This is a genomic window from Stenotrophomonas sp. ESTM1D_MKCIP4_1 (assembly GCF_003086895.1).
In the GTDB taxonomy this organism is placed as follows: domain Bacteria; phylum Pseudomonadota; class Gammaproteobacteria; order Xanthomonadales; family Xanthomonadaceae; genus Stenotrophomonas.
Genome location: NZ_CP026004.1, coordinates 2,889,310 through 2,910,282, shown reverse-complemented (window position 1 = coordinate 2,910,282; position 20,973 = coordinate 2,889,310). Strand labels below are relative to the sequence as shown.

The window sequence follows — 20,973 nt, the reverse complement described above, 5'->3', positions numbered from 1 at the left end:
ACTCGTAGAGTCAATCGGCCCACACGCTGTTTGGGTCGCCATCGCGGGCGCGGCGCTGGCTGGCCACCGCCAGCCGGGCGAAGCCGAAGGCCATGGCCAGGGCGACCATGTCGATCCAGAACAGCGGCCACAGCCCGCGCGCGGCGGACAGCCACGGCCAGTCGCCGTTGAGCGCGCCGTGCATCACCGGCACCAGGGCGGTGCTGATGGCCGCGGCCCAGAGCAGTTCGCGCGCCGCCTGCGCGGGGCGGCGCAGGGCGGCCCACAGCGCGCACGCCGCCCACGTGCCGAAGCACGCCCAGCGGATGCCGTGGTCCACTGCGGCCGGGGCCACGCGTTCCAGCACCAGTGCGGTGACGAAGGCCACCGAGATCGCCACGCACAGGCCGATGCACACGCCCACCGTGGCCCGTGCCATGTTCACCCCCGAACGCGGCTGCTGCGGTTGCCGCCGCTTGCGCCGCGATTCGATCCACAGCAGGTTGCCCGAGTAGAACAGGAAGGCGCCGCCCAGCCCCAGCAGGAAGTACAGCCAGACCACCACGCCGTTGCCGAACTCGCCGAAGTGCAGGGCATAGGCCGCACTCAGCGTGGCGTGGTTGGCATCGCGATGGCCGGGCAGCTGGCTGGCCAGCACGCGGCCACTGGCCACATCCAGTGCGACCGAGCCGAGCGGGCCCAGGGTGCCGCTGGATTCACCGGTGATCTCGATGGTGGCGTTGGCATCGTTGCCATTGGCCAGCTTCAGGTACGCCGGCTCGAAGTCGCTCACGCCCTGCGCGCGGGCTACATCCAGGGCGCGCGCATGCAGTTCGCGCAGGCTGCCCGGTGCGCTGGGCACGCCGCTGGCCTCGCGCACCGGCGCGGTATCCATCGCCGCCGGCACGACCTGCATGGCCTTGCCCTCGAAGATGAGCGGGTTGAGCAGGGCGATCTGGATGAAGACCAGGCAGAGCAGGGCGCCGGTCACGGCGAACATCAGATGGAACGGCAGGCTGAGCACGCCGATCATGTTGTGCGCGTCCTGCCACATCTGCTTGAGGTTGCGGCCCGGGCGCAGCGCGAACAGATCACCCAGCAGCTTGGGCAGGTGGATGACCAGGCCGCTGAGCAGGGCCATGCCGTACAGCAGGCTGACGATGCCCATCACGTAGATGCCCGCCACCGGCAGGCCCAGGCTGTAATGCAGCTCGTTGACCAGCTCGGCCAGGCCCGCCTGGGGCGGCGTCGCACTGCCGGCGGTCTGTCCGGGCCAGGCATAGCGCCAGCTGCCGTCGGCCGCCTGCCAGTAGGCCAGCGGCTGTGGGTGATCGGCGCCCGGGAAGGTCATGCCGACATGGCGGCGAGCTTCCGGGTGCTTGGCCAGCACGTCGTCCAGCAGGTACTGCGCATCATCCAGCCCGGCCGGCAGCACGCTGGCCGCCCCCGGTGTCTGCCACATCGGCAGATCGTGGTGGAACAGGGTCAGGGCACCGGCATAGAACGCCACGAACAGGCCGAAGCCGGCCACCAGGCCGACCCAGGTGTGCAGGGTGGTGAAGGTACGCAGGGTCTGCGAACTGAATTTCATGCGTGCGTTCTCATTGCACCGCGCCGCTCAGGCGCAGCAGCCACAGTGCGGCGAAGCCCGCAGCGGCGCAGCCACCCGGCACCAGCCAGGCGCGCGCCACCGTGCGGAAACTGAAGGCCCACAGTGCCGCCAGCATCCACAGTGGAACGAAGGCGATCAGGGACGGCACCACGGCGCTCGGCCAGGGGCCTGGGGGCAGCCAGGTGAGCAGGCCGGTGACGGCAGCGGCCAGAAAAAAGCCAGTGAAGATGCCCGACAGGGCGCGCATCCACATCAGCGTGGGCCCCGGCCGGGGAGGTCCGTGGCAGGGCGGTGCCAGGCGGCCAGTGCCGGCAGCAGCAGGGCCGCCAGCATCCAGGTGCACAGCATCGCCACCAGGCCGGCGGCAACACCCAGTTCGGCCATCCACAGCCACAGCGAGGCGACCGCAGCGACCAGGCCGATCTGCCGGCCCAGGCGCCCGGCGCGGCGCAGGCGCGGCCAGCGGCAGTGCGGCGAGGCCGCATAGAACGCCAGCGCGGAAAACATTGCCGAGAGCATGGCCAGGCTGCAGAAGCCCAGCGTCGACAGGCCTACGGTGATCATGGTTGGTGTCCGCCGCGGCAGTGGGCCGGCGAATGCGGAGCACGGGCGGGGCCGGCGCAGGCCGGTCGGGGCGGGTGGCGCATCACGAGGTCCTGGAAGAGGGCGGGCAGGGTGGCACGAGGCAGCCCGCACGCACATCGTAATCATTGCGTTTTCGCGCCGCCAGCCACGGGTGTTCAGCAGGCCATCGGGCAACCCTTGGGCTTTGCCGCCTGCTGGTTTAAGATCATCGCAGAACCCCGACTGGAACAAGGTGGCCCGCGCCCAGCGCCGGCCGAGCGTGCGACATGAGCACTACCACCGCCCATCGTTGACCTGCCCCCGAAGGCCCTGTGTTCCAGGCGCCCTCGCGGCGCTTTTTTATTGCCCGGGCCCCGGCCCGGACCGCATTCCAGCCCGCCCGCGCGGGCCCCGCACGAAGCCATTGCGATGATCAACATCACCCTTCCCGACGGCAGCCGCCGCGAATTTGAAAACCCCGTCAGCGTCATGGACGTTGCCCAGTCGATCGGCGCAGGCCTGGCCAAGGCCACCATCGCCGGTTCGGTCGATGGCGTGCTGGTCGATGCCAGCGACATCATCGACAAGGACGCCAGCCTGCGCATCATCACGGCCAAGGACGAGGAGGGCGTGGAGATCATCCGCCACTCCTGCGCCCACCTGGTCGGCCACGCCGTCAAGCAGCTGTACCCGGACGTGAAGATGGTGATCGGCCCGGTCATCGCCGAGGGTTTCTACTACGACATCTACTCCGAGCGCCCGTTCACGCCGGACGACATGGCCGCCATCGAGAAGCGCATGGGCGAACTGATCGCCCAGGATTACGACGTCATCAAGAAGATGACGCCGCGCGCTGAAGTGATCGAGATCTTCAAGGCCCGCGGTGAGGACTACAAGCTGCGCCTGATCGAGGACATGTCCGACGACATCCAGGCCATGGGCATGTATTACCACCAGGAATACGTGGACATGTGCCGCGGCCCGCACGTGCCGAACACGCGCTTCCTGAAGGCCTTCAAGCTGACCCGCATTTCCGGCGCCTACTGGCGCGGCGATGCGCAGAACGAGCAGCTGCAGCGCATCTACGGCACCGCCTGGGCCGACAAGAAGCAGCTCGAGGCGTACATCAAGCGCATCGAAGAAGCCGAAATGCGCGACCACCGCCGCATCGGCAAGCAGCAGGACCTGTTCCACCTGCAGGAAGAGGCCCCGGGCCTGGTGTTCTGGCACCCCAAGGGCTGGGCGCTGTGGCAGGTGGTCGAGCAGTACATGCGCAAGGTCTACCAGAAGAGCGGCTATGGCGAAGTGCGCTGCCCGCAGATCCTGGACGTGAGCCTGTGGAAGAAGTCCGGCCACTGGGACAACTACCAGGACAACATGTTCTTCACCGAATCGGAGAAGCGCACCTACGCGGTCAAGCCGATGAACTGCCCGGGCCACGTGCAGGTGTTCAACCAGGGCCTGCACAGCTACCGCGACCTGCCGATCCGCTACGGTGAGTTCGGTTCCTGCCACCGCAACGAGCCGTCCGGCGCGCTGCACGGCATCCTGCGCGTGCGTGGCTTCACCCAGGACGACGGGCATGTGTTCTGCACCGAAAGCCAGATCGAATCGGAAGTGACCGCGTTCCACCAGCAGGCGCTGGCGGTCTACCAGCACTTCGGCTTCGACGAGATCCAGATCAAGATCGCCCTGCGCCCGGAATCGCGCCTGGGTGACGATGCCACCTGGGACAAGGCCGAGGGCGCGCTGCGTTCGGCGCTGTCCAACTGCGGCGTGGAATGGCAGGAGCTGCCGGGCGAGGGTGCCTTCTACGGCCCCAAGATCGAGTACCACCTGAAGGATGCCATCGGCCGTACCTGGCAGCTGGGCACCATGCAGGTCGATTTCATGATGCCGGGCCGCCTGGGCGCCGAGTATGTGGACGAAAACAGCCAGAAGCAGCACCCGGTCATGCTGCACCGGGCCATCGTCGGCTCGATGGAGCGCTTCCTGGGCATCCTCATCGAGCACCACGCCGGCCAGTTCCCGGCCTGGCTGGCGCCGACGCAGGTGGTGGTGGCCAACATCACCGACGCCCAGGCTGAATACGTTTCCGGCGTGACCAAAACCCTTGCGGAGCAAGGCTTCCGCGTCAGCTCGGATTTGCGTAACGAGAAGATCGGCTATAAAATCCGCGAGCATACGTTGCAGCGCGTGCCTTACCTGCTGGTCATCGGTGACCGCGAGAAGGAAAACGGGGCTGTAGCGGTGCGTACGCGTTCTGGCGAAGATCTGGGCAGCATGAGCCTGCAGGCCTTCATCGAGCGGCTCCACGCCGAGGGCGCGTAAGCAAAGGTCCGGTCCGGGCGCACAGGCACCCGGGCCGGTTCGATACCCTTGGGAGAACGTAATATCAGCACCCCTGACAACAAACAGAACCGCAAGAATCAGGAAATCCGTGTGCCGCGCGTCCGCGTGATCGGCAGTGACGGAGAAATGATCGGCGTGTTGTCGCGCGACGAAGCGCTGTCCATGGCCGAAGATGAAGGCCTGGACCTGGTTGAAATCCAGCCGCAGGCCGATCCGCCGGTCTGCAAGATCATGGATTTCGGCAAGTTCAAGTTCGAAGCGCAGAAGAAGGCCAGCGAGGCCAAGAAGAAGACCAAGCAGGTCGAGATCAAGGAAGTGAAGTTCCGTCCGGTCACGGACGAGGGCGACTATCAGATCAAGCTGCGCAAGATGCGTGGGTTCCTCGAAGATGGTGACAAGATCAAGGTCAACATCCGTTTCCGTGGCCGTGAAATGAGCCACCAGGAACTGGGCCGTGAAATGGCCAACCGGATCGAGACCGATCTGGGCGAGGACATCGTCATCGAATCCCGTCCGCGCCTGGAAGGGCGTCAGATGGTCATGATGATCGCGCCGAAGAAGAAGACCTGAAGCCTGGAAGGCTGCCTTGCGGGGCGCCTGGCTGAACGCTTCAGGGTGAAGGGACGCCATAGGCGTCCCTTTGCTTTTGCGTCATCCCGGCAGAATCATGTCTGAAAGGGTTGCAGGGGCTGGTGGCAGGGCGGTTTTGCCTGTATCATGCCCGGCTCGACCCACCCAGGACGGGTCGTACGCCGATCATGGCAGGACGGAAAGAGTGGCCAAGGCCACCGCCAGATCAGTCAGAAACCAGGGTCATATCCCATCAAGGACATTGCAATGCCCAAGATCAAGACCAACCGGGCAGCGGCCAAGCGTTTCCGCAAGACCGCCTCGGGCAAGTACAAGTGCGGCCACGCCAACCGTAGCCACATCCTCACGAAGAAAGCGACCAAGCGTAAGCGTAATCTGCGTCAGACGGGCCATGTCCGTGCAGAAGACGCAGGCCGTCTGGACCGCATGCTCCCTTACCTCTGAGGAACTGAAAAATGGCACGAGTTAAGCGTGGCGTACAGGCGCGTCGCCGCCACAAGAAAATTCTGGATCTCGCCAAGGGCTACTACAATGCCCGTCGCAAGGTCTTCCGCGTCGCCAAGCAGGCGGTCATCAAGGCACAGCAGTACGCCTACATCGGCCGTAAGCAGAAGAAGCGCAACTTCCGTTCGCTGTGGATCACCCGTATCAATGCGGCTGCCCGCATCAACGGTCTGAGCTACAGCCGCTTCATGAACGGCCTGCTGAAGGCCGGCATCACCCTGGACCGCAAGGTCCTGGCTGATATCGCCGTGCACGACGCAGCTGGCTTTGCTGCACTGGCCGAAAAGGCCAAGGGCGCACTGGCGGCATAAGTCCTTCCCGATGCCGTTGCCGTTCAACGGGAACGGTGTCAGGTAGAGGCAATGCATGGGGAAGGGCGCAAGTCCTTCCCCATTCTTTTTTGGGTCCCGGCAACGCCGCAGGCGCGCGGTGCGGGGACCGGCGGTGGCGACAGGGGTCGGCCCTTCGCGCATCGCGATGGCAGACCGACTGGAGTTCCGGCCCCCCATGAGCGACATCCAATCCCTCACCACCCAGGCACTGGCCGATGTGGCCGCCGCCCAGAGCCCCGACGCGCTGGAACAGCTGCGCGTGGCCCTGCTCGGCAAGAGCGGCAGCATCACCGCCCAGCTCAAGCAGCTCGGCACCCTGCCGGCCGACGCGCGCAAAGCCGCCGGTGAAGCCATCAACCAGGCCCGTGACGCGCTGTCCAGCGCGCTGGGCGAGCGCAAGGCCGTGCTGGAAAACGCCGCACTGGATGCGCGCCTGGCCTCTGAAGCCATCGACATCACCCTGCCGGGCCGCAATGGCGACCGGGCCGGCCTGCACCCGATCACCCGCACCCTGGAGCGCATCACCGGCATCTTCGGCCGGTTGGGCTACGAGCTGTCCGAGGGTCCGGAGATCGAGGACGACTGGCACAACTTCGAGGCGCTGAACTTCCCGCCGCACCACCCGGCGCGCGCCATGCACGACACCTTCTACTTTGGTGACGGCCGCCTGCTGCGCACGCATACCTCCGGTGTGCAGGTGCGCTACATGGGCGAACACCAGCCGCCGCTGCGCATGATCGCCGCCGGCAAGGTGTACCGCAGCGACAGCGACCAGACCCATTCGCCGATGTTCCACCAGGTGGAAGGCCTGCTGGTGGACGAGCACTCCACCTTCGCCGACCTGAAGGGCACGCTGGCCGAGTTCGTCCGCGCCTTCTTCGAGCGCGATTTCGAGATGCGCTTCCGCCCCAGCTATTTCCCGTTCGTTGAACCGGGCGCGGAAGTGGACATCGCCTGGCAGCAGCCGGACGGCAGCACCCGCTGGCTGGAAGTGCTGGGCTGCGGCATGGTCCACCCGAACGTGCTGCGCAACGTGGGCATCGATCCGGAGCGCTACACCGGCTTCGCCTTCGGCCTGGGCGTGGAGCGCTTCGCGATGCTGCGCTACGGCGTCAACGACCTGCGCGCGTTCTTCGAGAACGACGTGCGGTTCCTGAAACAGTTCGCATAAGCGCCGGCCCGTAGCGTCGAGCCTGCTCGGCTGCTCCTGAATCGACGGCATCTACATTCGCAGGCCCAGGCGCATGCGCCGGGCCCACCAGGGTGACCCCATGAAATTCTCTGAAAACTGGCTGCGCAGCCACGTCCCGACCGCCGCCTCGCGCGATGAACTGAGCGCGGTGCTCACCGCAATCGGCCTGGAAGTGGAAGAAGTGACCGCGCTCGGCAACGGCCTGCAGCACGTGGTCGTGGCACGCATCGTCGAGGCCGTGCGCCATCCGGAAGCCGACCGCCTGCAGGTGTGCAAGGTCGATGCCGGGCAGGGCGAGCTGCTGCAGATCGTCTGCGGTGCGCCGAACGCGCGCCCGGGCCTGGTGGCGCCGCTGGCCATGGTCGGCGCGCAGATCGGCGATCTGGCGATCAAGCCGGCCAAGCTGCGCGGCGTCGAATCCAACGGCATGCTGTGCTCGGCCAAGGAACTGGGCCTGGATACCGATGCCTCGGGCCTGCTGGAACTGCCCGATGATGCGCCGGTCGGCCAGACCCTGGTCGAATACCTCGGCCTGCCTGACGCCAGCATCGAGATCAAGCTGACCCCCAACCGCGCCGACTGCTTCAGCGTGCGTGGCATCGCCTTTGATGTGGCCGCTGCCACCCGCAGCGACGTGCTGGATTTCGCCGCCGAGGCCATTGCGCCTGTCGGCAGCCGCGAGCTGTCCATCCAGCTCGACGCTGGCGCCGAAGCGCCGCGTTACCTGGGGCGCGTCATCGAAGGCGTCAATGCCGCCGCGAAGACCCCGCTGTGGATGGCCGAGCGCCTGCGCCGCAGCGGCGTGCGTCCGGTCTCGCTGCTGGTCGACATCACCCAGTACGTGATGCTGGAGCTGGGCCAGCCGATGCACGCCTATGACCTGGGCACCCTGCAGGGCAGCATCGGCGTGCGCCGTTCGCGCGCCAATGAAGCGATCAAGCTGCTGGACGGCCGCGATGCCGTGCTGGACGACAGCTTCCTGCTGGTGACCGATGCTGACCGTGCGGTCGGCCTGGCCGGCCTGATGGGCGGCTTCGACACCCGCGTCACCGACGACACCACCGCCGTGTTCCTGGAAGCCGCGCACTTCGCCCCGGCCGCCATCATGGGCCGTGGCCGCAAGCTGGGCCTGCACACCGATGCCGGCCACCGCTTCGAGCGTGGCGTCGACCCGGCGCTGCCGCGCACCGCCATCGAGTACGCCACCCGCCTGGTGCTGGACCTGGCCGGTGGCACGCCTTCGCCGGTGACCGAGGCCGTCAACGCGGCCGATCTGCCGCAGCCTGCGACGATCCTGCTGCGCCGCGCGCGCATCACCCGCGTGCTGGGCATCACCATCGAAGACGCCGAGGTCGAGCGCATCCTGCGCGCGCTGGGCATGGGCGTGACCGCGGCCGGCGAAGGCTGGCAGGTGACCGCGCCGAGCCGTCGCTTCGATATCGCCATCGAAGAAGACCTGATCGAGGAACTGGCGCGCATCCACGGCTACGAGCAGATTCCGACCACCCTGCCGGGCGGCGCGGCGCGCGTGGCGATGCCGACCGAAACCCAGCTGGACGTGCTCAGCGTGCGCCGCCAGCTGATCGCCCGCGATCTGCAGGAAACCCTGAACTTCGCCTTCGTCGATGATGCGCTGCTGACCCAGTGGCAGCTGCGCGACAACCTGGTGCCGCTGGCCAACCCGCTGTCGGCCGAGCTGGCCGTGATGCGCCCGGCGCTGCTGCCGGGCCTGGTCGCCACCCTGGGCCGCAACGCCGCCCGCCAGTTGGCCCGCGTGCGCCTGTTCGAGGTCGGCCGGGTGTTCGCCCAGCAGGCGGGCGAAGGCCAACCCGCACCGCTGGAAACGCCCCGCGTGGCCGCTGCCGTCTGTGGTGATGCGCAGTCCGTGCAGTGGGGCCTGCCGACCCGCAAGGTTGATTTCCATGACCTGAAGGGAGACCTGGAATCGCTGGCCGCCGCCAGCGGTGCCGTGCTCGAATTCCGCCCGTCCACCCGCGCTTTCGGCCACCCGGCCCGATCGGCCGAGGTGTACCGCGATGGCGTGGTGATCGGCTGGATCGGCCAGATCCATCCGCGCCTGGCCAAGGCCATGGACATCGAGGCCGACGTCTACGCCTTCGAGCTGGACCTGGAGGCGCTGTCCGCCCGCGCGCTGCCGCGTGCCGGCGAGCTGTCGCGCTTCCCGGCCGTGCGCCGCGACCTGGCGTTCCTGGTGCCTGAACAGGTGGCCTGGAGCGACCTGGCCGCGACCATCCGCCAGGCCGCTGGCCCGTTGCTGCGCGAACTGAACCTGTTCGACCGTTACGTCGGCCAGGGCGTCGAGCCGGGGTTCAAGAGTCTCGCTATGGGCTTGATTTTGCAGGACAAGTCGCGCACTCTGACGGACCGCGACGTGGAAGCGGTGGTGGCCGATGCGGTCACTGCGATCGAGCGTGAGCACCACGCCCGGATCCGCGGCTGAGCGGGAAGCACTCAGGGGTAGCAGGCAATGGCATTGACCAAGGCGGAGATGGCGGAAAAGCTGTTCGACGAAGTCGGTCTGAACAAGCGGGAAGCCAAGGAATTCGTCGACGCGTTCTTCGATGTGCTGCGTGAAGCGTTGGAACAGGGACGTCAGGTGAAGCTGTCCGGCTTCGGTAATTTCGACCTGAGGCGCAAGAACCAGCGCCCGGGTCGCAACCCCAAGACCGGTGAGGAAATTCCGATTTCCGCCCGCACGGTGGTGACCTTCCGTCCGGGCCAGAAGCTCAAGGAGAGGGTGGAAGCTTATGCTGGATCCGGGCAGTAACCGCGAACTACCGCCGATCCCGGCCAAGCGCTACTTCACCATCGGTGAGGTAAGCGAGCTGTGCGACGTCAAGCCGCACGTGCTGCGCTACTGGGAAACCGAATTCCCCAGCCTTGAGCCGGCCAAGCGCCGTGGCAACCGCCGCTACTACCAGCGCCACGACGTGCTGATGGTGCGGCAGATCCGCAGCCTGCTGTACGAACAGGGTTACACCATCGGTGGCGCGCGCCTGCGCCTTGATGGTCCGGATGCGCGCGAGGAATCGGCGTTGAGCAACCAGATCATCAAGCAGGTACGCATGGAGCTGGAAGAAGTGCTGCAATTGCTTCGCCGGTGATCCCAAACCCCGCGTAATCCGCTATACTTCACGGCCCGCCGCACTGGCGGGAACATCGCAGCATCAGTCGGGGCGTAGCGCAGCCTGGTAGCGCATCTGCCTGGGGGGCAGAGGGTCGTCGGTTCGAATCCGGCCGTCCCGACCACTGTGATGAAACAGAAAGCCTGCGCAGCGATGCGTGGGCTTTTTTGTTGCCCGTGACGGGAGGCGTGATGCCGGGCATTCAGGCCAGCGGCGCAAGTTCCCTTATCATCGACGCAGATCCGATCGCATCGGTTCTCTCCCGGTACCTGCCCAGCCGCCCGCAGCCCGAGCACACGCTCCGGCCAATGGCGGTGGTGGTGCGCGTGCCGGACGATGCGCGGACCACGACGACCACAGGGGGTTGCGTTGATCAGCAGTAGCGTCATTCATCGTTCGTCCGGCGCAGGCGCGGACGGCGTCCAGGTGCTGGACACCACGTTCAAGGACAAGCGTGTCTTTGTTTCCTGGGGCCTGCGCGGCGAGGACCTCAGTCGTGAGGCCGAGCCCGCGGGCACCGTTGCCGCGCGGCAGGCGCTGCAACGCGAATCGCGGCAGGCCGAGGGACCGCGCAGCGGCGAGGTATTCGTTGCCAACCAGGCCGCAGCCGCCATCAGTGTGTACCGCATGCTGAGCGAAGCGCGCAGTGGCGACGCCGTGTTCTTCCTGTGCGATTCACCGGCCGTGGTGGAGTGGCTGGTGGCCGCGCTGGCGATACGCGAAGGGTAGAGTCGAGCCTGCTCGACTGCGTTGCCACGGGCGCGTTGGGATTTCCGTCGAGCACGCTCGACGCTACGCCAGCGCTGCATCCACGGCGGCGCGCGCGTGCAGGGTGGTGGTGTCGAACAGCGGCACCGGGCTGTCCTGTTCGCGTACCAGCAACATGATCTCGGTGCAGCCGAGGATGATCGCCTCGGCGCCCCGTGCAACCAAGCGCTGGATCACCTCGACATACACCTGCCGTGAGGCCTCGCTGACGATGCCGGCAATCAGCTCGCGGTAGATGATGTCGTGCACGTCGCGGCGGTCGTCCGCATCGGGTATCAGCACCTGCAGCCCGAAGCGATCGCTCAGCCGTCCGCGGTAGAAATCCTCTTCCATGGTGAACGCGGTGCCCAGCAGGCCGACCATGCGCAGCCCGGCCTGCCGAATGGCGGTGGCGGTCGGGTCGGCAATATGCAGCAGCGGCAGCGGGCAGGCGGCCTCCATCTGCGGGGCCAGCTTATGCATCGTGTTGGTGCAGACCACCAGCAGATCGGCGCCAGCGGCCTGCAGGCGGCGTGCGGCGTCGATCATTTCCTGGCCCAGCGCGTCCCAGTCGCCCGCGTGCTGCAACTGCTTGATGCGGGCGAAATCCACCGACCACAGCAGCAGCTGTGCCGAGTGCGCGCCCCCCAGCCGCTGGCGGACCTCCTCGTTGATGAGACGGTAATACTGCGCCGAGCTTTCCCAACTCATGCCGCCAATCAGCCCCAGCGTCTTCATGCCTGTCTCCCTGTCATATGCCCCATTGCAGCACAGCGCAGGCATCGCCTGCAGGCCGTGCTCTGTAACCGTCGATCCTGCCTGCCGCTGTACGTACCGCCGCGCGACGCCAGCCCGTAAGCTGATCGGCTTCCTGCGTCGAGAATCGTGATGGCCCTGCATACCTGGTGGTGGTTCCTGGCAACGGTCTTCGTGCTGTGCGGCACGCCGGGTCCGAACATGCTGCACATCCTCGGCCGCAGCGTCGGCCTGGGCTTCCGCCGCAGCGTGCCGGCCATGGCCGGATGCCTGCTGGCCATGCTGCTGGTGCTGGCCGCTTCGGCCGCCGGATTGAGCGCACTGCTGCGTTCTTCACCGATGTTGTTCGAGGTGCTGCGTTACCTCGGGGTGGCCTATCTGGCCTGGCTGGGCATCAAGGCGTGGCGCGACAGCTGCCGGCCCGCCCTGGCCGCCATCCCCGGTGAGCCGCGGTTGGAGCCGGTGCACGGGGCATGGTCGGTGTTCCGTGGTGGCCTGCTGGTGGGGCTGAGCAATCCCAAGCTGCTGCTGTTCGCCGCCGCCTTCCTGCCACAGTTCGTCGATCCGGCACGTGCGCAGGGCCAGCAGTACACCGTCCTGGTCACCACCTTCGCCGCCTGCGAGCTGTTCTGGTACGTGATGTATGCGGCCGGCGGCCATGGCCTGCGCCGCTGGCTGGCCAAGCCCTTTGCACAGCGCTGGTTCGAGCGGCTGGTGGGCAGCGTGTTCCTGGCCTTCGCCATCGCGCTGCTGCGTTTCCGCCCGCGCTGAATGTTCACGCCGCGCGTGCGGCGCACTCACGACGCCGGCATCGCCGCGTGCTTAACCTGTTCATACCGTTTTTGTTCCCTGCGGGGGAAGGATCGACATGATCAAGTGGGCCATCATTTTCGCGGTCATCGGCCTGATTGCCGGTGTGCTGGGTTTCGGCGGCATCGCCGGCGCTGCGGTCGGTATCGCCAAGTTCCTGTTCTGGGCCGGCATCATCATTGCCGTGGTGCTGTTCCTGATCGGCATGAGCATCGCCAAGAAGGTCGCCTGACCGCAGTCGCCTGCGCAGCGATGGCAGGCCGCAGCGCGCTCAGTGCGCGCTGCTTTTCGAGAACAGGTTGATGACCAGCACGCCGGCGCAGATCAGGCCGATGCCGATCAGGGCCGGCGTGTCCAGCCGCTGCTTGAACAGCAGCAGGCCGATCAGCGAGATCAGCACGATGCCCACCCCGGACCAGATGGCATAGGCGATGCCGGTGGGAATGGATTTCATCGTGAGCGCCAGCAGGTAGAAGCACACGCCATAGCAGGCCAGTGCCCCCAGGGTCGGTGCCCACCGGCTCATGCCTTCGGAAGCCTTCAGCAGCGAGGTGGCGATGACTTCCAATGCGATGGCAGCGGCCAGATAGACGTATGGGTTCATGGCTGGCTCCAGGTCAGGCGGGCGAACACAGCTTCAATGCCTCGGCCGCCATCGCCAGCGCGTTGCGGCGTTCCTCCTCATCCAGCGGGCGGCCATAGGCGGTGGCCCAGTAGCCATCGGCGGCACAGCGCGCTGCAAACAGGCGAGGGTCGGTGGCCTCGCCGGGGAACTGCGCCAGCATGCGGCGCATCCACTCACGCCAATGCGCAAGCAGCGCCGGTTCCAGCAGGTTGGCCATGGTCAGGCCGATGTCGTTCTCGCGGCTCTGCTGCAGGAGGTGGTCGAACGTGACCTGGACATAGGCGCGGGTGAAGCTGCCGTGCCCATCCAGGGCGCCCTGCATGTGGGTACGCACGTCCTGCTCGAAGCTGGCGATCAATTGGGCGAGGGTCGCGTCCAGCAGGTCCTGCTTGCTGCTGAAGTGATGGAACAGGGCGCCCTTGCTGACCCCGGCGGCACGGGCGACGTCCTGCACCGTCAGCGCGGCAAGGCCGTTCTGGCCCAGTACGCGGGCGGTGGCATCCAGCAGCGCCTGGCGCACCAGATCGGGAGCCTTGCGGCGGGCGAGGGCGGGGGATGCGGACATGGGGAAGGAAACCGACTGGACGGTATGATTATACAGCCGTGGTCGTCCTCACGGCTGTCGCAGGTGAAGCGGCGGGATCAGTCGTCGATGCGCGCGAAGCGCGGCTGCGGGCCGTGCTCGCCGGGCACCTGCTCGATGAACATGGCGTACGGGCGCACCCACAGGCCGCCTTCGCCGTACAGGGCACGGTACAGCACCTGCGGCTGCAGGGTTTCACTGCTGCGGACGATGTCGATTACTTCGTACAGACCGCCTTTGAAATGGCGGTAGCGGCCGGGCGCAAGGCTGGGCAGGGGGCTGAGGTCGGACATCCCGGAATTCTACCGCCGTGACGGCGTCGCGGGCAGGGCACACCACGCCTCGATGGCCTCGGACGTATTGGCCACGCCCTGGGCCTGGGCCAGCTCCCACGGCCGTTCGCAACGCCCGCTGCGCTGGCACCACTGGTAGCCGGCCGAACCGATGCAGCCGTGGGCGTCGCGGTCACTGCCTACCGCCGGGGTGGCCGCAGCAGGCGGTCCGACGGGCGCGGGGTGGGCACAGCTGGCCAGCGCCAGCACGGGCAGCAGGAGGGCAATCTTCATCGGCAGCGCTCCACGAACGGGAGCCCCCAGTGTCGGCCGCGTCACCCCCGGCGGCAAGCGCTCAGCTGATGCTGGCGCGTACTACTTCTTCAAGCAGGACCAGATAGCTGGCCACGAAATAGAACTTCAGCAAGGTGGAACGCTGCAGCGGAAGCGAGGTGCGCATGTGGAAGGGGCCCCTGTTAGTGACGATAGTGTGAAGCGCTGCTGACTCCGTGACAAGGGTCACGGAAATTCTTCACTAAACCGACTCAGGGATGTGATGAGGGTCTTCTTCTGAGGCTCCGACCGGCGTTTTTCGTACTAATCCGATAGGCACTTCCTGACGGCGTGCCTAGGGTGGGTGGCAATCGCAGGCGGCCTGGCGCCGCTGCCTCTTGCCCTCAAGGAGTCCGTCATGGTCATCACCGTCAAGTGCAGTGCCGAAAACTGGTCCGTACTGGATCCGGCTACTGCAGTTCCCGAACCCTTCGCCAGCGGCGCCGCCGCCTTCGATGCCGCCCTGTCGCGCGCCAGTGACCACCACCAGCGCACCGGCCAGGACAGCACGGTGCGTGTGGAAGCGCTGGGAAACACGGTGGATGCCGTGCATTTCCGCCGCTGACGAATGGCTGCTAGGCGAGTGCTTCTTCGAGAGATGCCGCGTGCTGGCTTTCAGTACAGGGCTGCAGCACCGGGTGGATGAAACGGCACAGCCATGCCGGATCCGCGGTCTTGGCATACACATGCTTGATGCGTGAGGGCAGTGCCCTGTCACGCAGCAGCTGCCGGGGGTGGTGGGAAATGACCAGGACCAGCAGGTCATCGCGCAGGCTGCAGATGCGGCGCAGCAGCGGCATGCCGTCATGCTGCCCCACGGTGGGCATGCAGGGATCGATCACCAGCACTCTGCAGCGCGCATCGGCGATCCAGGTCAGCACTTCGGACGGCGAGCGGGCTTCGCGCGGCGGTTCGCCACCCAGCAGTGCCCCGATGGAACGGCCGAGTTCACGGCGCACGCAGGGGTTGGGATCGGCGATGACAACTGTAGGGGACGGTTCTCCTGGGCGTTCCAGCATGGGCAGGGAGCGGGTTTCAGTGCCCGCAAGCGGGACGGGCGGAGCAATGACGGTGTGCATGATCAACGACCGGGGAAAAGCGCGCTCAGCCGCCGCCCGGACGATAGCGGCACTGGTCTGGCAGCAGGTCCTGTCCGCCATTGCCGACATTGCCCTTGCAGCGCCATTCGCCGGTGGCGGAGTCGTGCAGAAAACCGATATTGGCGGCTGGACCCATCACCGGGTCAGGCTTCAGGGTGCACCAGAATTCATCGAAATTGATGTGGAGCGCCGCGCAGTACCTGCTGTTCGAGCTAAGACCGACCTGCTCCGGTTGCAACGGTCCACCCCTGAGCTCTGTGGCATCCTCGATGCGCGCGAGGTTGAGCACATTCTTGGCGATCGAGATTTCCTCCAGCGCAGCCGTCAGTTTCGCCTTTGCCGTAAACCGCTGATACTGGGGAAGTGCAATCGCGCCGAGTATGGCGAGGATGGCCACGACCACCATCAGTTCAATCAGTGAAAACCCATGCTCCCGCGTGGGGGAGGGCGCGTTGACGCGCATGCGGTTCGTTGGAACGTTCATGAAGATCCCATTCGGAGTGGACGTTGAACCCGCAGGCGGGAGATCGGGTCTCCCGCCTGCGGGCGTGTGTCAGGCGTCGTTCCGGCACACTTCCGGCAGGACGTTCTTGTCTGCGACATCGCTGGTGCAGGTCCAGATGCCATCGGTGCTGCGCTCCAGGCTCAACGCCGAACCGCCGCCAAATGCCTGGTCGGGTTTCAGGTTGCACACCAGGCTGCCAATGCCGTCAGCAGCCAGCGATGCCTCGAACGAGGCACAGCGCGAACCCGCGGTCGGCAGGCCGACCATGCTCGGGTCCACCGTGCTCAGATCGGCGCCTTCGGCAAGCAGTGCTTCCATGCCCACCTTGCCAGGCGTTACTTCGGCCAGTGCCGCGCCGAGCTTGGCCTTGGCGGAAAACTTCTGGTACTGCGGCAGTGCGATGGCCGCGAGAATGCTGATGATCGCCACCACCACCATCAGTTCGATGAGCGAGAAACCCTGCTGCCGGGAACGCGGCGTGCGTGCGGGGATGGAGGAAGTATTCATGAGTATCCTTCGTGCGTTGGGTGATTTGAATATCGGCCGCCAGGTGTCTTTGGCGGCGCGTTGATAGGTAAACACCCGGGCGCGGATCGATATATTCAAGGATTGGTAAAAACGCGCTTCGCAGCGTGCCCGATAACGCTTTTACCAATAGTGGGAAAGGCGGCCTGGGTTTAATGGCGGCAATGTGCCGGCAACAGCGCTTCTTCCACGCCCACGGCACTGCAGTGCCATGCACCTGCAGGCGAGCGCTGCAGCGTCAGCGTGCCGCCTGCACCTTCCAGCGGGCGTAGTTGGCAGCGCAGCCGGGCGCGGCCGGTATCGGGCAAGGCCACCCGCAGGTGCGTGCAGTAGCGGGCACTGGTGGGCAGTGCCAGGTGGCCGTCGTGCGGGGCGAGGTCGTTGGCGGCATAGCTGCGTTCAATCACGCCCACGGCCTGGCCAAGTGCGGCCGCAGCGCCGTGCACCTGCGCGCGCTCGTCCGTCGCGGGCGTCCGCAGCAACACAACGCACAGCAGCGCCAATGCGGCGCTGATGGCAATTGCTGCGCAAGGCCGCAGCGCACCAGTGTGCGTGCGCGGCCTGCCCGCAGCGCAAGGAACGTGCATGTGCATGGCTCCCCTGGTGGCGTGTGCAGAAGGGCTCCGGTGCCGGGGCCGCTCTCCCCGAGCGGCCCCGGCGTTCCCTTCCCCTTGCACGATTGACGCGTGGCCTTACAGCGCCAGCGAGGTTTCCACATCCAGCACCATGCGCCGGGCCAGCGCGAGGTTGGCCTTCTGCCGGTCCAGCACGACGTAGAAGAACAGGCCCTTCTTCGCCGACACGGGGCGCAGCACGTGGTACGCGCGGCCCAGGGTGATCAGGACGTCCTCGATGGTGTCATTGAGGTTCAGGGCCTCGGCGGTCTTCATCTTGGCGCGCAGGACTTCGGTGTTGCCGGCGGCGGCCAGCTCCATGTCCACGCCGGCACCGGCTTCGCCCAGCAGCATGCCGCTTTCATAATCGACCAGTGCTACGGCCTGCGCGCCGTTGATCTGCATGAGCGTTTCGAGACACTTGTTGATGGTGGTGTTCATTTCACGTTTCCGTTGTGGGTGTTTGAAGGCGAAGAGGCGTTTGAGCATGGCGAGGGACATTCATCGCTTCGCGCTGTCAGCGACGAAGCGCACGCATTGCTTGGCATGCCACAGGACGTTGCCGATCACGCAGCTGTGGTCGCAGGCGGTCATCAGCAGGCGCGGCTGCGCGCCGGGAATGGCCAGCATCAGCACCTTGCCGTGGGCGGCATCGAGGATGAGGGTGTCCAGTTCGCCGAAATGCAGCTCGCGCCCCAGCGCGCTGGCCAGGCCCAGCATCGAATTGGTCATGGCGGCCAGACGGTCGGCGGTATGCCCCTGCGGGCCATCCTGGGCCAGGGCGAAACCATCGGTGCTGGCCACGACAATGGCCTGCACGCCTGCAACATCGCGGACAAGGGTGCGCAGCGCGGATGCGATCTCCGGGCTGGCCGTAGCAGTGCGCGGGGAGTCAGCCATGGGCAGCTCCCATCGCATTGCACTCGATCTGGCTCATCAGCAGGTCCATGGCGGCAATCGACTGCGCCATGTCACGCGGGTCGAGCAGCAGCACCGGCAAGCCGTACGCATGTTCCTCCAGCCAGTCCTGCCAGGCTGGCAGCACCGGATCGCTGCCAGGGGCACACTTGGTGATGCCGATCACCACCGGCAGCGCCGGCGCGATATCCGTGATCGCCTGCAGGTGCTGTCCGGCCAGCGTGGCTTCGACGGCTTCACTGCCGTCGACGAGGACGATCACGCCTTCGGCACCGGCCAGCAGAATGGGCCAGAGGTAGGCGAAGCGCTGCTGCCCCGGCGAGCCGTACAGGCGCAGGCGGTCACCGCCGGGCAGGTCGATATCGCCGTAATCCATGGCCACGGTGGTGTACAGCTTGCCCACGCTGGGGTCGGTATTGCGCGCTTCGGTCACGACCGCGCGGCCCTCGGTGAGGGTCTGCACCAGCGTTGATTTGCCCGCGCCAAGCGGGCCCATTACCACGATCTTGTGCTCACGCACGGTCATGCACTCCAGCGGATGCGCAGCTGGCGCCACAGGTTGGCCAGGCTGTCGGTGGGGGAAGGACGGATGGGGGCTTCTTCACCCATGACCGGAATGGCATAGGCGGTGAGGAATGCTGCGTTGAAGAAGGCCTGGACCGTCTGCAGGGGCATGTCCAGGATCTGGCAGCAGGCCTGCACCGAAATTCCCTGCTTGATCAGCAGTGCGCAGATGCGGAAGTGGTCGGGGCGATGGGCCAGGATGCGGAAATCCGGCCAGCGCTGCAGGCGCAGGCGCGCTTCCATCTGCAGCGGTTCCATCAGCCGGCCCTGCGTCGCGGTCTGCAGGCCGATATCCCAGAGCGTCGGACGCAAGGGGATGTTGCTGGAGACGAAGGCGTTCTGCACGAATGCATCTTCATTCACCGGTGCCAGGCGCAACGGTGGCTGTGCCTCGCACAGCAGCTGCCTGAGCAGGGTGAGTGCGACCGGCGCCGGTGCGGTGGTCAGCAGACGGTCGTTCTTTGCATCCAGCCAGCACACCGTTGCACCGTCATGCAGCACCGCTGCAACTGCCGAACGGCGCGACGTGGTTGCCTCGGCCGCAAGGTGCAGGCGCACCTGCTGCACGAAGGGCAGTGCGGCCATGTCCAGTGTGGAGGGCGCGGGAGGTTGCTGATCATCGAAAGGAAACCGACGGTATCGGACCATGGCGGAACTCGGTGCAACGCGTTGCGGGAGATCGCTATGTAAGCGGCTTTCGCGATGCAGCTCCATGCCAATAATGGGAAAGACGCGCTGTCGCACGTGTTTTCATAATGTTTGCAGTGCTGCGAAAAATCGTAAATGCAGAGGTTAAGTCAGGTTAATCGACGTTATCTGCCGATGTGGGCGATTGTTAAGTTGACGCTGCCGGAAAGCATCACTAGTTTCTTGCGGACGCACTACCGCGTGACACCGCACAGGTTCTTTCATGCACACCCGAATCGTCATCGCAGACGATCACCCGCTGGTATTGCTGGGCGTTCGCCATGCAATCGAATCCAACGGTCGACATCGCGTGGTGGCGCAGGCCAACGATGCCGAGGGGCTGCTGGCGACGCTGGCGGATATCCCGGTGGATCTGGTGGTCACCGATTTCTCGATGCCGGCCGGTGGCCGTCCCGACGGGCATGCGATGTTGAAGGCGCTGCGTCGCAATCACCCCGATGTGCCGGTGATCCTCGCGACGGTCACCACCAACGCGGCATCGCTCAACATGGCATTGCGCGATGGCGTACGTGGCCTGGTCGACAAGGGCAGCGGCGTCGACAACGTGCGTGACGCGGTCGATACCGTGCTGAGTGGGCGCAGCTATGTCGATCCTGAGCTGGCGTACTGCCTGCAGGACCTGAACCGCGTGCGGTCACTGTCGGTGCTCTCGCCGAAGGAACTGGAGGTGCTGCGGCTTTACGCCGCCGGCCATTCGATCACCACCATCGCCGGCCAGTTGCGACGCACGGTCAGCACCATCAGCAGGCAGCGCATTTCGGCCATGCGCAAGCTCGGGTTCACCAACGATGCGGAGCTGTTTGCCTATGTGTTCGAGCACAACCTGGGTGGAGCGCAACCGATGGGCGGTGGCAAGGACTGATGGTCACATCGCTGCGGTCGACGGTCAGCTGGCAGTGGGATGCTTGAACGAAGGGCCAGCACTGTGGCCCGATGTACTTTGCGGCCGGCGATGAATGCCGGATGCTTGCGCCACAGAGCATTCGCGTGGAGGTGTGGAGTGGGCAAGGGATCCGGCTGGTCGGCCGTCATGTGCATGGTGCTGCCGCTGCTGGCAGTGGCGGGCAGCGCGCACGCGCAGCGTTACGGGTATGACGATGGCTACGACAATCGCGGCGGTGGGATCGTGCGCTGCGAATCGGTGAAGAACCGCAGCAACGAGTGCCGGTTGGATGGGCGTGCCCGCCTGATCCGCCAGCTGTCCGGTTCGCCGTGCATCGAGGGGCGCACGTGGGGCCAGTCGCGCTCCGGGGTGTGGGTGACCCAGGGCTGCCGCGCCGAGTTCGTGGGTGAGTCCCGCGGCGGTGGCTGGGGCCACGGTGGCGGCTGGGGTGGCAATGGTGGCCAGGTGATCGCCTGCCATTCCAATGATCGCCGGCAGAAGTACTGCGATGCGCGCGTCCGCCGCAACGTGCGGCTGGTGCGGCAGGAGTCGCGCAGCCCGTGTGTCGAGGGCCGGACCTGGGGCTGGGACCGCCGGGGGGTGTGGGTGAGCGATGGCTGCCGGGCGCAGTTCCAGATCAACTGACCTGGCCACGTCGACCTTCAGATTCAGATTAATCTGATGGTGATCACAGTTCATTCCTCGTATCGTCGGCAGCCGGGGGCAGTGCGCCTCCCGGTGTGCCCACCGTCATCGAT

Annotated in this window: 30 protein-coding genes and 1 tRNA gene; 15 read left to right on the top strand and 16 right to left on the bottom strand. The window is 66.1% G+C overall.

Annotation, left to right across the window (positions count from 1 at the left end):
* Nucleotides 1–10: 10 nt before the first annotated feature.
* From C1924_RS13395 to C1924_RS13385, 3 genes are read right to left on the bottom strand one after another with little or no spacing between them, the layout of a single operon-like run.
* Nucleotides 11–1,570, bottom strand: coding sequence for a PepSY-associated TM helix domain-containing protein (locus C1924_RS13395; RefSeq protein ID WP_108765747.1), 1,560 nt, complete (start codon nt 1,568–1,570; stop codon nt 11–13).
* Nucleotides 1,571–1,580: 10 nt separating this feature from the next.
* Nucleotides 1,581–1,844, bottom strand: a complete 264-nt coding sequence (locus C1924_RS13390) for a hypothetical protein (RefSeq protein WP_108765746.1) — start codon at nt 1,842–1,844, stop codon at nt 1,581–1,583.
* A complete protein-coding gene (locus C1924_RS13385; protein ID WP_108765745.1) occupies nt 1,844–2,155 on the bottom strand; it encodes a hypothetical protein in 312 nt (103 codons plus the stop codon). Before C1924_RS13385 ends, C1924_RS13390 begins: the two co-directional genes overlap by 1 nt.
* A gap of 429 nt (nt 2,156–2,584) precedes the next feature.
* On the opposite strand from C1924_RS13385, the gene thrS reads away from it, so the two are divergent.
* From thrS to C1924_RS13335, 10 genes are all read left to right on the top strand, one after another.
* A complete protein-coding gene (gene thrS / locus C1924_RS13380) occupies nt 2,585–4,486 on the top strand; it encodes a threonine--tRNA ligase (RefSeq protein ID WP_108765744.1) in 1,902 nt (633 codons plus the stop codon).
* Between the two features lie 63 nt (nt 4,487–4,549).
* Nucleotides 4,550–5,077 (top strand): translation initiation factor IF-3, encoded by a 528-nt coding sequence (gene infC / locus C1924_RS13375; RefSeq protein ID WP_074725076.1) that lies wholly within the window; start codon nt 4,550–4,552, stop codon nt 5,075–5,077.
* 267 nt (nt 5,078–5,344) lie between these two features.
* Nucleotides 5,345–5,542, top strand: a complete 198-nt coding sequence (gene rpmI / locus C1924_RS13370) for a 50S ribosomal protein L35 (protein WP_005410436.1) — start codon at nt 5,345–5,347, stop codon at nt 5,540–5,542.
* 11 nt (nt 5,543–5,553) lie between these two features.
* Nucleotides 5,554–5,913, top strand: a complete 360-nt coding sequence (rplT, locus tag C1924_RS13365) for a 50S ribosomal protein L20 (protein WP_005410435.1) — start codon at nt 5,554–5,556, stop codon at nt 5,911–5,913.
* A 196-nt stretch (nt 5,914–6,109) separates the two neighbouring features.
* Nucleotides 6,110–7,105 carry a phenylalanine--tRNA ligase subunit alpha gene (pheS, locus tag C1924_RS13360; protein ID WP_108765743.1) on the top strand — a complete coding sequence of 332 codons (996 nt, stop codon included), beginning with the start codon at nt 6,110–6,112 and terminating at the stop codon, nt 7,103–7,105.
* 100 nt (nt 7,106–7,205) lie between these two features.
* Nucleotides 7,206–9,587: a phenylalanine--tRNA ligase subunit beta gene (pheT, locus tag C1924_RS13355; protein WP_108767062.1), complete on the top strand. Its 2,382-nt coding sequence runs from the start codon at nt 7,206–7,208 to the stop codon at nt 9,585–9,587.
* Nucleotides 9,588–9,614: 27 nt separating this feature from the next.
* Nucleotides 9,615–9,914, top strand: a complete 300-nt coding sequence (locus tag C1924_RS13350) for an integration host factor subunit alpha (RefSeq protein ID WP_005410432.1) — start codon at nt 9,615–9,617, stop codon at nt 9,912–9,914.
* The gene (locus tag C1924_RS13345) at nt 9,895–10,251 is read left to right on the top strand and encodes a MerR family transcriptional regulator (RefSeq protein ID WP_005410431.1); all 357 of its coding nucleotides are present in this window, start codon (nt 9,895–9,897) and stop codon (nt 10,249–10,251) included. The genes C1924_RS13350 and C1924_RS13345 overlap by 20 nt, the downstream gene beginning before the upstream one ends.
* Nucleotides 10,252–10,319: 68 nt before the next feature.
* Nucleotides 10,320–10,396 (top strand) — tRNA-Pro (locus C1924_RS13340).
* 245 nt (nt 10,397–10,641) lie between these two features.
* A complete protein-coding gene (locus C1924_RS13335; RefSeq protein WP_254051139.1) occupies nt 10,642–11,001 on the top strand; it encodes a hypothetical protein in 360 nt (119 codons plus the stop codon).
* A 63-nt stretch (nt 11,002–11,064) separates the two neighbouring features.
* Here the strand turns inward: C1924_RS13335 and C1924_RS13330 are convergent, their stop codons facing one another.
* On the bottom strand, nt 11,065–11,757 hold the full coding sequence (locus C1924_RS13330; protein WP_108765741.1) for an aspartate/glutamate racemase family protein: 693 nt from the start codon (nt 11,755–11,757) through the stop codon (nt 11,065–11,067).
* 150 nt (nt 11,758–11,907) lie between these two features.
* Here C1924_RS13330 and C1924_RS13325 point away from each other — a divergent pair, with 150 nt between their 5' ends.
* Complete coding sequence (locus C1924_RS13325) at nt 11,908–12,546, top strand: LysE family translocator (protein ID WP_108765740.1); 639 nt, start codon at nt 11,908–11,910, stop codon at nt 12,544–12,546.
* A 97-nt stretch (nt 12,547–12,643) separates the two neighbouring features.
* The gene (locus C1924_RS13320; RefSeq protein ID WP_108765739.1) at nt 12,644–12,817 is read left to right on the top strand and encodes a DUF1328 domain-containing protein; all 174 of its coding nucleotides are present in this window, start codon (nt 12,644–12,646) and stop codon (nt 12,815–12,817) included.
* Nucleotides 12,818–12,856: 39 nt separating this feature from the next.
* On the opposite strand, the gene C1924_RS13315 is transcribed toward C1924_RS13320, so the two are convergent.
* The 4 genes from C1924_RS13315 to C1924_RS13300 form a co-directional block, all read right to left on the bottom strand.
* Nucleotides 12,857–13,189 carry an SMR family transporter gene (locus C1924_RS13315; RefSeq protein WP_108765738.1) on the bottom strand — a complete coding sequence of 111 codons (333 nt, stop codon included), beginning with the start codon at nt 13,187–13,189 and terminating at the stop codon, nt 12,857–12,859.
* A gap of 13 nt (nt 13,190–13,202) precedes the next feature.
* Nucleotides 13,203–13,775 carry a TetR family transcriptional regulator gene (locus tag C1924_RS13310; protein ID WP_108765737.1) on the bottom strand — a complete coding sequence of 191 codons (573 nt, stop codon included), beginning with the start codon at nt 13,773–13,775 and terminating at the stop codon, nt 13,203–13,205.
* Between the two features lie 77 nt (nt 13,776–13,852).
* Nucleotides 13,853–14,086: a DUF1653 domain-containing protein gene (locus C1924_RS13305; RefSeq protein ID WP_108765736.1), complete on the bottom strand. Its 234-nt coding sequence runs from the start codon at nt 14,084–14,086 to the stop codon at nt 13,853–13,855.
* A 9-nt stretch (nt 14,087–14,095) separates the two neighbouring features.
* Nucleotides 14,096–14,359 (bottom strand): hypothetical protein, encoded by a 264-nt coding sequence (locus tag C1924_RS13300; protein WP_108765735.1) that lies wholly within the window; start codon nt 14,357–14,359, stop codon nt 14,096–14,098.
* Nucleotides 14,360–14,756: 397 nt separating this feature from the next.
* On the opposite strand from C1924_RS13300, the gene C1924_RS13295 reads away from it, so the two are divergent.
* Entirely contained in the window at nt 14,757–14,963 is a 207-nt protein-coding gene (locus tag C1924_RS13295) for a hypothetical protein (RefSeq protein ID WP_108765734.1), read from the top strand.
* A 10-nt stretch (nt 14,964–14,973) separates the two neighbouring features.
* On the opposite strand, the gene C1924_RS20340 is transcribed toward C1924_RS13295, so the two are convergent.
* The 8 genes from C1924_RS20340 to C1924_RS13255 all read right to left on the bottom strand — a co-directional run bounded on the left by C1924_RS20340 (nt 14,974) and on the right by C1924_RS13255 (nt 19,209).
* Entirely contained in the window at nt 14,974–15,357 is a 384-nt protein-coding gene (locus C1924_RS20340; RefSeq protein ID WP_159094805.1) for a hypothetical protein, read from the bottom strand.
* A gap of 145 nt (nt 15,358–15,502) precedes the next feature.
* Nucleotides 15,503–15,982, bottom strand: coding sequence for a prepilin-type N-terminal cleavage/methylation domain-containing protein (locus C1924_RS20675; RefSeq protein WP_301554010.1), 480 nt, complete (start codon nt 15,980–15,982; stop codon nt 15,503–15,505).
* 69 nt (nt 15,983–16,051) lie between these two features.
* Entirely contained in the window at nt 16,052–16,510 is a 459-nt protein-coding gene (locus tag C1924_RS20670; protein ID WP_108765731.1) for a pilin, read from the bottom strand.
* A 170-nt stretch (nt 16,511–16,680) separates the two neighbouring features.
* Nucleotides 16,681–17,010 (bottom strand): pilin, encoded by a 330-nt coding sequence (locus tag C1924_RS13275; protein ID WP_159094804.1) that lies wholly within the window; start codon nt 17,008–17,010, stop codon nt 16,681–16,683.
* A 210-nt stretch (nt 17,011–17,220) separates the two neighbouring features.
* Nucleotides 17,221–17,547 (bottom strand): hypothetical protein, encoded by a 327-nt coding sequence (locus tag C1924_RS13270; protein WP_216821598.1) that lies wholly within the window; start codon nt 17,545–17,547, stop codon nt 17,221–17,223.
* A 96-nt stretch (nt 17,548–17,643) separates the two neighbouring features.
* Nucleotides 17,644–18,042: a roadblock/LC7 domain-containing protein gene (locus C1924_RS13265; protein WP_108765728.1), complete on the bottom strand. Its 399-nt coding sequence runs from the start codon at nt 18,040–18,042 to the stop codon at nt 17,644–17,646.
* Nucleotides 18,035–18,586 carry an ADP-ribosylation factor-like protein gene (locus tag C1924_RS13260; protein ID WP_108765727.1) on the bottom strand — a complete coding sequence of 184 codons (552 nt, stop codon included), beginning with the start codon at nt 18,584–18,586 and terminating at the stop codon, nt 18,035–18,037. The genes C1924_RS13265 and C1924_RS13260 overlap by 8 nt, the downstream gene beginning before the upstream one ends.
* Nucleotides 18,583–19,209, bottom strand: coding sequence for a hypothetical protein (locus C1924_RS13255; protein WP_254051138.1), 627 nt, complete (start codon nt 19,207–19,209; stop codon nt 18,583–18,585). The genes C1924_RS13260 and C1924_RS13255 overlap by 4 nt, the downstream gene beginning before the upstream one ends.
* 325 nt (nt 19,210–19,534) lie before the next feature.
* Here C1924_RS13255 and C1924_RS13250 point away from each other — a divergent pair, with 325 nt between their 5' ends.
* Together C1924_RS13250 and C1924_RS13245 are read left to right on the top strand one after the other, a co-directional pair.
* Complete coding sequence (locus tag C1924_RS13250; protein ID WP_108765726.1) at nt 19,535–20,194, top strand: response regulator transcription factor; 660 nt, start codon at nt 19,535–19,537, stop codon at nt 20,192–20,194.
* Between the two features lie 168 nt (nt 20,195–20,362).
* Nucleotides 20,363–20,860 carry a DUF3011 domain-containing protein gene (locus tag C1924_RS13245; RefSeq protein ID WP_254051280.1) on the top strand — a complete coding sequence of 166 codons (498 nt, stop codon included), beginning with the start codon at nt 20,363–20,365 and terminating at the stop codon, nt 20,858–20,860.
* Nucleotides 20,861–20,973 lie beyond the last annotated feature (113 nt).

Coding starts and splice junctions, on each gene's coding strand:
- C1924_RS13255 (WP_254051138.1), bottom strand. CDS start 19,209: ATGGCCGCACTGCCCTTCGTGCAGCAGGTGCGCCTGCACCTTGCGGCC.
- pheS (WP_108765743.1), top strand. CDS start 6,110: ATGAGCGACATCCAATCCCTCACCACCCAGGCACTGGCCGATGTGGCC.
- C1924_RS13320 (WP_108765739.1), top strand. CDS start 12,644: ATGATCAAGTGGGCCATCATTTTCGCGGTCATCGGCCTGATTGCCGGT.
- C1924_RS13350 (WP_005410432.1), top strand. CDS start 9,615: ATGGCATTGACCAAGGCGGAGATGGCGGAAAAGCTGTTCGACGAAGTC.
- C1924_RS13315 (WP_108765738.1), bottom strand. CDS start 13,189: ATGAACCCATACGTCTATCTGGCCGCTGCCATCGCATTGGAAGTCATC.
- C1924_RS20670 (WP_108765731.1), bottom strand. CDS start 16,510: ATGAATACTTCCTCCATCCCCGCACGCACGCCGCGTTCCCGGCAGCAG.
- C1924_RS13390 (WP_108765746.1), bottom strand. CDS start 1,844: ATGTGGATGCGCGCCCTGTCGGGCATCTTCACTGGCTTTTTTCTGGCC.
- C1924_RS13250 (WP_108765726.1), top strand. CDS start 19,535: ATGCACACCCGAATCGTCATCGCAGACGATCACCCGCTGGTATTGCTG.
- C1924_RS13310 (WP_108765737.1), bottom strand. CDS start 13,775: ATGTCCGCATCCCCCGCCCTCGCCCGCCGCAAGGCTCCCGATCTGGTG.
- C1924_RS13395 (WP_108765747.1), bottom strand. CDS start 1,570: ATGAAATTCAGTTCGCAGACCCTGCGTACCTTCACCACCCTGCACACC.
- thrS (WP_108765744.1), top strand. CDS start 2,585: ATGATCAACATCACCCTTCCCGACGGCAGCCGCCGCGAATTTGAAAAC.
- C1924_RS13385 (WP_108765745.1), bottom strand. CDS start 2,155: ATGATCACCGTAGGCCTGTCGACGCTGGGCTTCTGCAGCCTGGCCATG.
- C1924_RS13295 (WP_108765734.1), top strand. CDS start 14,757: ATGGTCATCACCGTCAAGTGCAGTGCCGAAAACTGGTCCGTACTGGAT.
- C1924_RS13305 (WP_108765736.1), bottom strand. CDS start 14,086: ATGTCCGACCTCAGCCCCCTGCCCAGCCTTGCGCCCGGCCGCTACCGC.
- rpmI (WP_005410436.1), top strand. CDS start 5,345: ATGCCCAAGATCAAGACCAACCGGGCAGCGGCCAAGCGTTTCCGCAAG.
- C1924_RS13325 (WP_108765740.1), top strand. CDS start 11,908: ATGGCCCTGCATACCTGGTGGTGGTTCCTGGCAACGGTCTTCGTGCTG.
- C1924_RS13270 (WP_216821598.1), bottom strand. CDS start 17,547: ATGCAGATCAACGGCGCGCAGGCCGTAGCACTGGTCGATTATGAAAGC.
- pheT (WP_108767062.1), top strand. CDS start 7,206: ATGAAATTCTCTGAAAACTGGCTGCGCAGCCACGTCCCGACCGCCGCC.
- rplT (WP_005410435.1), top strand. CDS start 5,554: ATGGCACGAGTTAAGCGTGGCGTACAGGCGCGTCGCCGCCACAAGAAA.
- C1924_RS13265 (WP_108765728.1), bottom strand. CDS start 18,042: ATGGCTGACTCCCCGCGCACTGCTACGGCCAGCCCGGAGATCGCATCC.
- C1924_RS13330 (WP_108765741.1), bottom strand. CDS start 11,757: ATGAAGACGCTGGGGCTGATTGGCGGCATGAGTTGGGAAAGCTCGGCG.
- C1924_RS13300 (WP_108765735.1), bottom strand. CDS start 14,359: ATGAAGATTGCCCTCCTGCTGCCCGTGCTGGCGCTGGCCAGCTGTGCC.
- C1924_RS13245 (WP_254051280.1), top strand. CDS start 20,363: ATGTGCATGGTGCTGCCGCTGCTGGCAGTGGCGGGCAGCGCGCACGCG.
- C1924_RS13345 (WP_005410431.1), top strand. CDS start 9,895: ATGCTGGATCCGGGCAGTAACCGCGAACTACCGCCGATCCCGGCCAAG.
- C1924_RS20675 (WP_301554010.1), bottom strand. CDS start 15,982: ATGAACGTTCCAACGAACCGCATGCGCGTCAACGCGCCCTCCCCCACG.
- C1924_RS13260 (WP_108765727.1), bottom strand. CDS start 18,586: ATGACCGTGCGTGAGCACAAGATCGTGGTAATGGGCCCGCTTGGCGCG.